This window comes from Marinomonas polaris DSM 16579 (assembly GCF_900129155.1).
Lineage (GTDB): Bacteria > Pseudomonadota > Gammaproteobacteria > Pseudomonadales > Marinomonadaceae > Marinomonas > Marinomonas polaris.
In genome coordinates, this window is record NZ_FQVF01000004.1 from 78171 (window position 1) to 90296 (window position 12126).

General features: G+C 43.4%; 11 protein-coding genes. 2 read left to right on the plus strand and 9 right to left on the minus strand.

What is annotated here, in order from left to right; all coding sequences use genetic code 11:
• Nucleotides 1-2: 2 nt before the first annotated feature.
• From znuC to BUA59_RS04290, 6 genes are all read right to left on the minus strand, one after another.
• Nucleotides 3-791, minus strand: a complete 789-nt coding sequence (znuC, locus tag BUA59_RS04265; protein WP_072838491.1) for a zinc ABC transporter ATP-binding protein ZnuC — start codon at nucleotides 789-791, stop codon at nucleotides 3-5.
• Nucleotides 788-1312: a Fur family transcriptional regulator gene (locus tag BUA59_RS04270; RefSeq protein ID WP_072838492.1), complete on the minus strand. Its 525-nt coding sequence runs from the start codon at nucleotides 1310-1312 to the stop codon at nucleotides 788-790. The genes znuC and BUA59_RS04270 overlap by 4 nt, the downstream gene beginning before the upstream one ends.
• On the minus strand, nucleotides 1312-2271 hold the full coding sequence (locus BUA59_RS04275; RefSeq protein WP_072838493.1) for a nickel/cobalt transporter: 960 nt from the start codon (nucleotides 2269-2271) through the stop codon (nucleotides 1312-1314). Before BUA59_RS04275 ends, BUA59_RS04270 begins: the two co-directional genes overlap by 1 nt.
• A 114-nt stretch (nucleotides 2272-2385) precedes the next feature.
• Complete coding sequence (locus BUA59_RS04280) at nucleotides 2386-3006, minus strand: MarC family protein (RefSeq protein WP_072838494.1); 621 nt, start codon at nucleotides 3004-3006, stop codon at nucleotides 2386-2388.
• A gap of 322 nt (nucleotides 3007-3328) precedes the next feature.
• Nucleotides 3329-6433 (minus strand): efflux RND transporter permease subunit, encoded by a 3105-nt coding sequence (locus BUA59_RS04285; protein WP_072838495.1) that lies wholly within the window; start codon nucleotides 6431-6433, stop codon nucleotides 3329-3331.
• A gap of 50 nt (nucleotides 6434-6483) precedes the next feature.
• Complete coding sequence (locus BUA59_RS04290) at nucleotides 6484-7629, minus strand: efflux RND transporter periplasmic adaptor subunit (RefSeq protein ID WP_072838496.1); 1146 nt, start codon at nucleotides 7627-7629, stop codon at nucleotides 6484-6486.
• A 234-nt stretch (nucleotides 7630-7863) separates the two neighbouring features.
• On the opposite strand from BUA59_RS04290, the gene BUA59_RS04295 reads away from it, so the two are divergent.
• Nucleotides 7864-8421, plus strand: coding sequence for a TetR/AcrR family transcriptional regulator (locus tag BUA59_RS04295; protein ID WP_072838497.1), 558 nt, complete (start codon nucleotides 7864-7866; stop codon nucleotides 8419-8421).
• A gap of 23 nt (nucleotides 8422-8444) precedes the next feature.
• Here the strand turns inward: BUA59_RS04295 and BUA59_RS04300 are convergent, their stop codons facing one another.
• The 3 genes from BUA59_RS04300 to BUA59_RS04310 are packed head-to-tail and all read right to left on the minus strand — an operon-like array spanning nucleotide 8445 to nucleotide 10696.
• Nucleotides 8445-9080, minus strand: a complete 636-nt coding sequence (locus BUA59_RS04300) for a LysE family translocator (RefSeq protein ID WP_072838498.1) — start codon at nucleotides 9078-9080, stop codon at nucleotides 8445-8447.
• Nucleotides 9081-9140: 60 nt separating this feature from the next.
• Nucleotides 9141-9704 carry a DUF1007 family protein gene (locus BUA59_RS04305; protein ID WP_072838499.1) on the minus strand — a complete coding sequence of 188 codons (564 nt, stop codon included), beginning with the start codon at nucleotides 9702-9704 and terminating at the stop codon, nucleotides 9141-9143.
• A 29-nt stretch (nucleotides 9705-9733) separates the two neighbouring features.
• Complete coding sequence (locus BUA59_RS04310) at nucleotides 9734-10696, minus strand: homoserine kinase (protein ID WP_072838500.1); 963 nt, start codon at nucleotides 10694-10696, stop codon at nucleotides 9734-9736.
• A 252-nt stretch (nucleotides 10697-10948) separates the two neighbouring features.
• On the opposite strand from BUA59_RS04310, the gene BUA59_RS04315 reads away from it, so the two are divergent.
• Nucleotides 10949-12019 (plus strand): GGDEF domain-containing protein, encoded by a 1071-nt coding sequence (locus BUA59_RS04315; protein ID WP_072838501.1) that lies wholly within the window; start codon nucleotides 10949-10951, stop codon nucleotides 12017-12019.
• Nucleotides 12020-12126: the final 107 nt, after the last annotated feature.

Below are 12126 nucleotides of genomic sequence, written 5' to 3' on the forward strand. Positions count from 1 at the left end.
AATTAATGATGATTACAGTGAGAATGATCGTGGCCGTGAGCATCGCCACCCTCGGATACAATGCTGCCGTGCTCGTCATGCACATGATCGTGCTGATGAGCATAAATCGCGATGGATTCATCGGCTCCTGGCACACCAAACAAAGCTTGATAAGCCGGATGGCCGGTTACGTGCTGCGGGCTTCCAGAACAGCAAACGTGCTGATTGATACACACCACGGTATCGGTTTTCGCCATCACCAAATGCAAATCATGAGATACCATCAGCACGCCGCAATTTAGCTCATTACGGATGTTTTCAATCAGGTTATAAAGCTCCACCTGACCATTCACATCCACGCCCTGTACTGGCTCATCAAGCACCAATAGATTTGGTCGGTTCAACAAGGCACGCGCCAACAAAACACGCTGTGTTTCACCACCAGACAACACATGCACTTGTGATTTCAACAAATGCCCAATGCCGAGTTTTTCTAGTGTAGGAAGAATTTGTTGTTTATCAACACCACGCACCAAAGCCAAGAAATGCTTTACCGTTAATGGCAAAGTCGGATCGATATGCAGCTTCTGCGGCATATAACCTATGCGCAAGGTTTTATGCCTGACTATTTCGCCAGAAGTTGCTTCTTGCAGCCCTAACAAGGTGCGAATCAAGGTACTTTTTCCGCTGCCATTTGGGCCAATCAAGGTGACAATCTCACCTTCGCTGATCGTCATATCAATGTTTTCAAGCAAAACTCTGCCATCAAACGAGATACCAATTTTATCAAAAGCAACCAATCGCTTACTCACGCGCTTGCTCCTACTTTTTTTGCCTTACATTTCGCACATAAGCCTGTTAATTCAATGGTTTCAGCACGTAACTCAAAACCTTGATGCGCGGCTTTTTCGATCAAGGCCGCATGAATATCTTGGTAATCGAATTCCATAACATTGTGGCATTCATCGCAAATCAAGAAATAACCTTTGTGCGCTTTATCTGCATGGGCACAGCCAAGGTAAGCGTTCATCGATTCCACTTTGTGAATCAGACCCGCACCTAACAAAAAGTCTAAAGCACGATAAACCGTTGGCGGCGCAGAGTTAAAACCCTCTTCGGCCAACTTCGCCAATAACTGATAAGCACCAAGTGGGCGATGACTTTCCCAGATCAATTCCAATGCGCGGCGACGTACTTTCGTTAATCGCTGGCCTTGCTCTGCACACAGGGTTTCCGCTGTTTCTAACGCGGTATCAATACAATCATTATGGTTATGATGACTGTGTTGATGAGAATCTTGTTGTGAGTGCTGATGTGAGTCTTCATGTTTCATTAGAAAGCCCTTCCTGCATTGCTTACGTAACTCCAAATCATTGAAGTACTGATTATTATCAAAGCGAAAGCGGCAAGAAAACCAAAGATGCGCGACACTCGTTGTCGCCAAACACGATGCTCACTACTTAACGCAAAACCTGTATCACGAACAAAAACACTAACGCCAGCCAAAGCAGCGACAGTAATAGCAGTACCTAATGCCATGGCAAAGGTTGCCACCAAACCCCAAACAAAAATGCCCGTGCTCAAAGAGAATAACAAAACTAAAATCGCCCCAGTACAGGGACGAATACCCACCGCGGCCACCATTGCCCAAATACTACGACGAGCGGTTTTCGCTTCATCTTTGTGGTGAGAACAACATGCATGACCATGAGAATGTTCATGGGAGTGATCGTGATGCTCCGCAGAATGATCGTGATGATGTTCTTCAAGATGGTCTTGTGAGTGATCGTGACCACAACCAGATTGGCCGCGTAATAAACGCAAAAGAATCCACACACCAATCAAGCCAACTGCAGCAAAACTCGCCACTTCAAAAAAACGACTTATTTGCATGGCTTTTCCTGCCAAGGAAAACACTTGGCTAAGCACAACAATGACTAAGACTGCCATCACTGCCTGAACACCAGCGCACAAAAATGCCAAGCTAATACCACGGCGTAATGGCGCTTTGCTCGCCAACATATAAGCAGAAATAACCGCCTTACCATGACCTGGTCCAGCCGCGTGAAAAACGCCATAAAAAAAGCTTGTAGAGATTAACCCCCACAGTAAAACCGGACTGCCGCCTTTGCTGATAGAGCGAACTAAAGACACTAATTCACGATGAAAAGTGGCTTGCTGAGAAATAATCCACTGGATAAAATCTTGATACAGCGCAAAATCAATCGCTGCATAAAGAGGCGAGCTGAGACATAAAAAAGATAACAATAAAAAAGCGACGTTCTTTGCCATAATTGGCTCTCACCGAAATTGGATACAATTTTGTTATGATATAACAAGTAAAACCCAAGGAGAAGCCAAAGCCTAGAAACGCCGCATTTTGTACAAAATTTAATTCATAACCACTTAGCTAACGGCTGAAGTGGCTGGATGTAAAAAACCCATTACACCACTCATAAAGATCTGCGCAGCCATGGCCGCCAAAACCAAACCGGTAATCTTAGACAAGACATTTAAGCCTGTTCGACCGAGCATTTTTTCAATCAAAGAACCGGAATACAAAATGATCGCCAAAGTACCCAATGCCAACAACAAACCACACAAGCCAATAAATAAATCCCAACCTTGTAGTTCAGCACCGTAAACTAGAATTGTACCAATCGTCGCTGGTCCAATAATCGTAGGTACCGCCAATGGCACAACAGACACATCATCACGTTCTTCGCTTGGCATGCCAACCGCATGGTTACGCGTACCGTCACGGACCAAACTCAAGGCTGATAAAAACAACAATACGCCGGAGCCAATACGGAAAGAATCCAGCGTGATGCCTAACACAGCAAACAAACTGCCACCAAAAAACAACAGCACAATAGAAATCGCCACAGAGGCAATAATGGCTTTGTTCGCCACTTGTCGACGAGATGCCGAAGATTCTCCGCGGGTTAACGCAAGAAACATCGACAACACAAAAAACGGCGCGAAGAGAAAGAAGAACTTAATCCAAGTTGAAATTAATAAACTCATTTAGAATAATCACCAAAAAAGCAGACAGCAAAACCGAATGCTTATTGAAACCTTTGCTCGATGTCATAAGCCAATACGAGACAAAGATCTCTTATTATCTAAAGCCCTATCTTATATTGCTAGGACTCACCCAATTTACCGCGCTTGTGGCACAGCAAATATTTATCTGAAAGCAGTCTCTATTTAAGGACCGTCCCGAAGAGAACGCAGATGGGGGAATTCTAGCAAAGAATCAGAAAAAATGAGGAAAAAGTGGCATTGAATTACAAAAAGAAAAGCCGACACAAAATCGGCTTTTCGAACAAAAAATAAGTGTCTTTTATTAGACTGTTTTATTTGACGTTTTGAAGCGCCCAAGCACCCATGTGAAGAACACAGGAACAAACAATACACCTAAGACTGTTGCGGAGATCATGCCACCGATAACACTTACACCTAATGAGTGCTGACTTGCCGCACCTGCTCCCGTAGCTATCGTTAAAGGTACCACCCCTAAAATAAAGGCCATTGACGTCATAATGATAGGTCTAAAGCGCAATTTTGCGGCTTGGATCGCTGAGTCTTTTAGCGAATGCCCTTGTTGATAAAGATCTTTGGCAAACTCAACAATCAAGATAGCATTTTTCGCCGATAAACCAATAATCGTAATCAGACCTACCTTGAAGTAAACGTCATTCGACATCCCCATCAGATAAACTGCTGCAACCGCACCGAGTGCTCCAATCGGAATAATCAAAATAACCGACAATGGAATAGACCAGCTTTCGTATAATGCCACCAATAGTAAGAAAACCACCAAAATAGAAATGGTCAGCAGCATTGGAGCTTGTGACCCCGCTGCTTTCTCTTGGTAAGACAACCCGGTCCACTCATAGCCAATACCTTTTGGCAGAGTACTAATAATACGTTCAATTTCCGCCATTGCCTCACCAGAACTGTGTCCAGGCATTGGACTTCCGGAAATTTTATACGTTGGGTAACCATTGTAACGAGATACCTGAACCGGCCCGATCTCCCACGAGCTGCTTGCAAAAGAGCGCATTGGAACAAGGTTACCCTCGTCATTTAACACTTGCAGCTCTAAGACACGCTCTGGTGTCATACGATCTGCAACATCGGCTTGAACAACAACGCGTTGCAAGCGACCTGCATTAGTAAAGTCGTTAACTGAGGCCGAACCGTACGCCGTTGATACCGCATTGTTGATTGATTCGAACCCTACGCCCAATGCTGTCGCTTTTTGACGATCTATATTAATTCTAAGCTGCGGCGCATCTTCTAAGCCTTCCATCATGGCATAAGCAATGATTGGAGATGCATTCGCTTGGCCTAGAACAGTATTACGTGCATTAGTTAACGCTTCTCTACCTAGATTACTACGGTCTTGCAATCGCAATGAGAAACCACCAGAGTTCCCCATTCCTTCAATCGATGGCGGTGGAACCGCCATCGAACGGCCATCTGTGATGCTACCGGCAAATTGATTGTAAGCCATCGTTTCATCAAATAAAGACTGCTCACGATCAGACCAATCGGTGAAAGTCGGAAATAGCAAACCAGCATTCGCCCCCATTCCAGAGAAACTAAAGCCCATAACAGTAACTACGTTTTCAACCGCATCCCGCTGCCCTAAGAACTCCTCAACATCTTTCATTGTCTCATTGGTTCGAGAAAAAGTAGCACCTGCAGGGAGCTGCAAATCGACGATCATGTAACCTTGGTCTTCCGTTGGCACAAAAGATTCAGGTAAACGCATATAGGCATAACCAAGCCCAATAATAAGTACAAGATACATCAACATGAATCGTCCTGGGCGGCTTACTAACTTGCCGTTCAACGCAGAATAACGATTAGTTAACCCCGCAAATTGGCGATTAAACCAGCCAAAAAAACCACCTTTTTCATGATGTGCTTCTTTATCAATGGGTTTCAATAGAGTCGCACACAATGCAGGCGTAAAAGTTAGCGCCAATATCCCAGACAACATAATAGAAACAGCAAGAGACATAGAAAACTGCTGATAAATAATACCAACGGACCCGCTCATAAAAGCAAGAGGGACAAATACCGCCGATAGCACCAATGTGATACCCACGATGGCACCGGATACTTGCCCCATGGCCTTGATCGTTGCATCTTTTGGAGAAAGACTCTCTTCCACCATAATACGCTCAACGTTTTCGACCACCACAATGGCGTCATCCACTAAAATACCAATGGCGAGCACCATACCAAACATGGTCATCATGTTTACCGAGAAGCCCATCAAGGACATCACTGCAAACGTCCCTAAGATACAAACAGGTACAACGATAGTAGGGATCAAGGTGTAGCGTAAATTCTGCAAGAACAACAGCATCACAAGAAACACTAAGACAATCGCCTCAATCAAGGTATGAATTACTTTTTCAATCGCTGCACTAACAAATTTAGAGGTGTCATAAGGAAAGCTGATTTGAATATCATCTGGAAAGTTCGCTTCCAGTTCCGCAGCACGAGCTTTTACCGCTTTCACCGTCTCGATGGCATTCGCACCCGGCGATAGCTGAACCGCCCCCATGATGGCTTTATGACCATTTAAACGAGTTTCAAAATTATAATCTTGCTTACCCAGCTCAACACGAGCCACATCTTTAAGATAAACAGCTGAACCATCCACGTTACTGTGTAGAACAATATCGCCGAACTCTTCAGGATCTTCCAAAAAGCCTTTCACAACCAGACTAGCGGTTAACTCTTGCGTATCATCGGCGGGTCGACCACCAAAACTACCAGCAGGTACCTGAACGTTTTGGTTTCTAATTGCGTTATTAATATCACCAATGGATAAACCGTAACTCAGCAACTTTTCCGGTGAAACCCAAACCCGCATAGCGGCTTCGGTGCCAAAATACTGCAGCTTACCCACACCCTCCACACGGCGAATATTATTGTTAATATTTCGTGCTGCGTAATCTGCCAAAGTAATAATGCTCTTAGACGCATCATCACCTTTGAAAGTCAAAGCATAGATCATCAAGAAACCAGAGCTTGCTTGGTCAACTTGCACGCCTTGAGCAATAACACTACTTGGTAAGCGCGCTTCCGCTTTTTTAAGACGGTTTTGTATGTCAACCTGAGCTAGATCAGGGTCAGTGCCGGGCTCGAAAGATGCCGTAATCTGGGCGATACCATTTGCGTTACTAGAAGAATCAAAATAGAGCAAACCTTTCGCTCCATTTAATTCCTCCTCGATAACACTGGTTACCGAATCAACTAAGACTTGAGCGGATGCACCGGGATATGTGGCGGTGATTTCAATCTGCGGTGGTGCTACTACCGGAAATTGCGACACAGGCAAAGTTGGTAGAGCAAGCAGCCCCGCCAACAAAATAAAGATTGCCATGACCCAAGCAAAGTTGGGGCGTGCAATAAAAAAATTAGACATGTATTGAGCCTCTAAAACGTCTTAATAGTTAAGATAAAGTGAACAATGAACTAAGTGTTAGAGGCTACTTTAACGGAAGCTGTTACCTTCTCTCCCGCTTGATACATAGCTGCATTATCAATAATTACTTTATCGCCAGCATTTAATCCCTCTGTAATACGCCATAAATTTTGTGACATTGAACCCGTTACAACTGAACGAGATTCCACTGCATTTTGATCATTCACAACGTAAACAAATGCTTGTCCTCCGTTACCACGCATAACAGCACGTTGAGGAATCAATATCGCCTTAGCAGAATGAGACTGAACAGCCTCAACACGAACATACATGCCAGGCAGTAGCACTTTATTAGGGTTTGGGAACAAGCCTCGCAACACAACATTGCCAGTTTTTTCATCTACTTGACTGTCAGAAAACAACAATTTCCCTTCGAAGCTTTTGTTGTAACCATCTAACTTGGCCATCAATTTCGTACTGTTAGCAGAAGTGCCATCTTCTACAGATTGTCTATATTTCAGGGTATCGGTAACAGATTGAGTAAAGTCTATATAAACAGAGTCAAGTTGCTGAATAGTTGCTAATAGAGTTGTATCACTTTGCCCCACTAACATGCCTTCACTAACATTTGCTCGACCAATTCGACCTGAAATAGGCGCTCGTACTGTTGCGTATTCAAGGTTAAGTTCGGCATTCGCAACATCTGCTTTGGCTGAAGCAACAGAGGCACTTGCACTTAAATAGGCAGCTTGAGCAGCATCAAAAGTTTGCTTGCTGACCGCTTGAGACTGCAACAAAGGCGCATAACGATCGACCAGCACTTTTGCATCAAACAAGGTCGCTTCCGCCATTGCTAATTTGCCCTTAGAACTAGCAAGTGCAATTTTTAAAGATGCGGGATCGATTTCAAATAATATATCTCCCGCTTTGACATCGGAGCCTTCAATAAAGGTTCTATGCAACACGATACCGGGTACACGAGCACGCACCTCGGCTTCACGAATAGGCTCAATTCGCCCTGGCAAAATAGCATTTTCTTCATATTCAATTGGTTGAACAGTCGTTACTGTGGCAGCTCTTGCGCTTGGAGGAGGACTGGCTTGAGCCTCTGGCTCACTTGAGGTACAGCCAGACACTACAAATAACACCGCCAAAACTGGTAGCAACGCTCGTCCATTTTTCAGAATTCGTATCATTGGTTAATACCTTAAATTTTTGCCAGAGATAAAACAGCTTTAAATAGTATTAAAATAATCCAAATGAATCCATAGTGATTCATTTGATATATACTTAATTCACTTTGTTTGTGCTTTTTACTCGCATCTAAGATTTCATATACTAGATATTCTGCGTAAAATCCCCTTGCATAAAATACGTAAAACGTAGACAACCATGAGACATGGTTATTTAAAGACAAACTGGATAAAGATATGACAGAACACGAAACAAACAATGCACTGCAGAATGCACTAGCGCTTGCATTAGTTGAGCACCCACGAGCTTCACTGCAAGAACTCGCCTGTGCTGTAGGTGTCAGTAAAGCTACCTTGTATCGTTTCTGCCCCACTAGAGAAAGCCTGCTTGAAAGACTACAAAGCAGCAGCCTTAACGCTTATAAATCGGCAATCAAGGACGCTAATCTAGACACGGCGGAGCCAAGAGAAGGGGTTCGAAAATTACTAGAAAATTGCTATAAGAATAAAGAATTAACCCTCTTTACTATTCAGCATTGGCAGCCGGAACTGTTAGAAAATGGTGAGTGTATAATTGCACAAGAAAAAATCGATGCATTTTTCTTAAGAGGCCAACAAAGTGGCCACTTTCGAGTAGATATCAGTGCAGCGGCTATTACAGAGTGCTTCCATGGCTTATTCTTTGCCATGATTGAAGCGGAGCGACTAGGACGAGTACCTAGAGCAAGAGTACTAACTATAATAGAATTGATACTGATGGAAGGTGCCAGTACAGCTTCAAGTACACCTTCCTAAAATGTGTGTTTAATAAGCAAATGCTAGCGCTGGCTCAGTGCGAGTTTTACACCAAAGCCCAATAGCAACACGCCAGTCAAGCCATCTAAGACGAGCGCCACTTTTGGGCGCGCCAGCCAAACTCGCGCCTTATGAACCATAAGCGCAAGAAACGTTTGCCACACCATCGCTATGATAAAGTGAAGTGAGGCCATAAAAAGGGATTGAGCCAACGCAGAATGGCTCGGATCAATAAATTGTGGCAAAAATGCCATGTAAAAAATAATCGGTTTTGGATTCAAGACGTTAGACAAAACACCCTGGCGAAAGCTGCCCCAAGACGTCAGTGATTTAGGATTTTTTGCGTCTTTAAATGTCATACCGACCGGCTTCATCGCACTGCGAATAGCTTGCACACCTAAGTACACAAGATACGCCGCACCCACCAGCTTAAACGCAGTGAACAAACCAGCGGAACCAAGCAAAATCACCGACAAACCTAACGCTGATACAGTCGCATGGGCGAACAAACCCATGCAAATACCCAAACTTGTCAAAAAACCCAAACGCCAGCCACCAGATGCTGCGTTACGCATGACCAGAATCGTATCAACACCTGGGCTCATTGTCAGCACAGTGATAGCAGCTAAAAAAGGCAACCATTGGAAATGTTCTAACATGTGCTTTTACCTTTATATTAGGCGTTGAAAAGAGAATTCTTTACGAGATCACTTTATAAGTTAGGGCTTACAAGTCAAATCAACCCACACTGCAACCGATGTTTCCGTTGCTTCATGCTCAACTGGTGTACAAATTTCAGATAACGTACCAGACAAACGCACTAAACCTTCTTCCAACGGCTCCATCGCAAAATACAATTCGTCGTCACCAAAGGCCAAGCTCAAAGTCGAGGTTTCAAGATTGACCGGAGTTGGCAAATCGATGCCCAAGCGAATCCACAGCATTTGATCGCGAATGCGAACATCTAAAATGTGTACTTTTTTTGGTATAAGCTCAGAGCCATCTTGCTTCATTTTGATGAAAAAGCCATAGTTTTCAAAGCTCTTCAATACCTCGATCATGTCGAGTTTTTCTTGGCCTTTAAACTCGCCATCGCCGTCAATATCGTATTCGGCAATCAAGCTTGTGGAAGTAAAAAGATCCAAACTCCACGTTGCCTCAAGGCTTTCTACATTGGCTTGATCCACCTTGACTCGATACTGTGAATCCACCCAAACATGAGGATGCGCCATGACCGATCCAGCAAACAAGACCGTAATGCACAAACACAACAAAAAACGCATCAGATTATTACCTTTTTTAAAAGTACCTTTTATTGGAACTCAACTAAATTCGGTGTGTGACGTACTCGCGCTTCTAAGATACGCTGAAATTCAAGCGGATCATGCTGTTGCGCCAAGCGTTCAGGGTCGTGTTTTGCGCCGTGCCATGCTTCCAAACGAGACAACCAAAAACGTAGCGCCGCAATTTTCAACATATAAGGCCAAGCAAGAACTTCCTCTGAACTAGCTTCACGTTCATGCAAATAGGCTTTTATTAACGCCTTATATTTGGCTTTATCCAGCTCGCCAGTCTTCATATCCGAACACCAATCGTTCACCACAATGGCCAAATCGTACATCACCCAAGAATGGCAAGCGTTATAGAAATCGATAATGGCAGACAATTTATTGTTTTCAAACAAGGTGTTGTTGTAGAACAAATCCCCGTGAATGGTGGTTTTAGGTAAGTCTGGGTATTCGGCAATAAACGCATCGAATTCGGCGATTTGAGACAACAATAATTGCGCTTGTGCTGGCTCTAACTCCTCAGCAATCGCTTTACTGGTTTTATGCCACCAAGCCACACCACGGTGACTATCACGATGCACAGGGAAATCTTCACCCGCAATATGCAACTTAGCCAAGGCTTCACCCATTAACCGGCAAGATATTTCATCCGTACCTTTTAGCTCACCACCGGGAAAGCAATCGACAATAATGGTGGGGCGGCCATTTACTTCACGTAGTCGCTCACCATGAATATCGATCAGAGCAGCTGGAACATTAAAACCTTTGTGTTTCAAATGCGCGACAACGTCTAAAAAGTATGGCACTTCGTCAAGTTGAAACTCTTCAAACAAGGTCACCACGTACTTTCCTGTGGTCGTCGTCAGAAAGTAGTTTGTGTTTTCTACCCCTCCAGAAATGCCTTGGAACGAAATCAGTTCACCTAAATAATAATCGGCCACTAAGGCGCGCATGTCAGAGTCCGAAAGGGAAGTGTAAACAGCCAAGTTTCTACCTATTGTTGTCTAAAAGAGATGGAATGAAAAAATAATTGCCTATGCTCTACAATTAGTTTCAAAAGGTCAATTCTAACTGGTGTAATTCGTGGTTTTTTCTCTTGTCATCTATCAATGTCGCTAAACGGCTATTTACACGACACACCAGCTTAAAGACATATTTTCACGAAGAAACAACAGTAATCTATGTCAGACTTCATTATGATCACAACGTTCGAATAATGTTTAAAGTAAACCAACACGATGAAGAAACGATCTATTAAAGAAGAAATTAAAATAGCGACCACTTATAAGGTACTCATTTCGCTGTGTATTACTTGCCTGTCATTTGCGACCTTTGTCTTCTTTTTTCCAACCAAACACATCATTGACTTTGTTATCCCATTCTCTAATGTCTTCTTGATGCTTGGTTTACTTTGGTTCTTCTCTCGCTCTCCGGATTCGCGCGCCCGCATTACCATAAAAATTTGCGCTGCCATTGGGATATTAACGTTTATTCCTCCCGTATTATTTTTCACCATAGGAGCATGGCAAGACCAATGGCGATTAGTTGATGAATTGCCCCCTATCATTGGTATTGTCATCGCATCATTGGTAATCGGTATGATCATGCTGCCGATGAAATACAAAAAATACATTTTGGTGCTTTGGGGAATACTGGCGCTGCCTATATTGCATTATTTATTCAATCACCTAGATGAACTTCACACACCAAGAGGTCGTGAAATACTGTCAATGCTGATTCCTGCCAGCTTACTGTTTTACATCATTTACCCGTACCAAAATAAAATCACCCGTCATATGAATCAGGTCACCTTCGACCTTCAACGCTCAGAAGAAAGCGCATTTCGAGATTACCTAACCGATGTCTTTAATCGCCGAGGACTCTCCCATTGGCTTGGCCAACGTCATTTTGATGACAAAATAGGCGTTTTACTTATCGATATTGATCACTTTAAAAATGTAAATGATCACTATGGTCATTCTATTGGCGACCGAGTTTTAATAGAGCTCGCTTCACGCTTACGTACCGTTTATACCGAAGAGCACGCCATAGCGCGTTGGGGAGGCGAAGAATTTGTGATTGTGTTAGCGAATCCTCATCAAGATACGCTGAATGATATTGCTGTGTTATTTCAAACGTCTCTCAGCTCATTGCCCTACAAAGTCGTCGGCAAAGTGACCGTCAGTCTTGGCGTTTCTACCATTAATCACCATGAAAGTTTCTCGACACTGATAGAACAAGCCGATAAGGCATTATATATAGCAAAAAACAACGGCCGAAATCAGACCGTATTTTTTCCGAATACATAAAACACCAGCAACTCCCTCGTGTTTACCAATTTCCCTACTTAATTTCTCGCTTAACACTGAAAAATCCCACATAAACACATAGAATAGACCTCATATTTGCCGATTCA

Bases quoted from the DNA above. Each gene is read 5' to 3' on its own strand.
- BUA59_RS04270 (WP_072838492.1), bottom strand. From the start codon at position 1,312: ATGAAACATGAAGACTCACATCAGCACTCACAACAAGATTCTCATCAA.
- BUA59_RS04275 (WP_072838493.1), bottom strand. From the start codon at position 2,271: ATGGCAAAGAACGTCGCTTTTTTATTGTTATCTTTTTTATGTCTCAGC.
- BUA59_RS04280 (WP_072838494.1), bottom strand. From the start codon at position 3,006: ATGAGTTTATTAATTTCAACTTGGATTAAGTTCTTCTTTCTCTTCGCG.
- BUA59_RS04285 (WP_072838495.1), bottom strand. From the start codon at position 6,433: ATGTCTAATTTTTTTATTGCACGCCCCAACTTTGCTTGGGTCATGGCA.
- BUA59_RS04290 (WP_072838496.1), bottom strand. From the start codon at position 7,629: ATGATACGAATTCTGAAAAATGGACGAGCGTTGCTACCAGTTTTGGCG.
- BUA59_RS04295 (WP_072838497.1), top strand. From the start codon at position 7,864: ATGACAGAACACGAAACAAACAATGCACTGCAGAATGCACTAGCGCTT.
- BUA59_RS04300 (WP_072838498.1), bottom strand. From the start codon at position 9,080: ATGTTAGAACATTTCCAATGGTTGCCTTTTTTAGCTGCTATCACTGTG.
- BUA59_RS04305 (WP_072838499.1), bottom strand. From the start codon at position 9,704: ATGCGTTTTTTGTTGTGTTTGTGCATTACGGTCTTGTTTGCTGGATCG.
- BUA59_RS04315 (WP_072838501.1), top strand. From the start codon at position 10,949: ATGAAGAAACGATCTATTAAAGAAGAAATTAAAATAGCGACCACTTAT.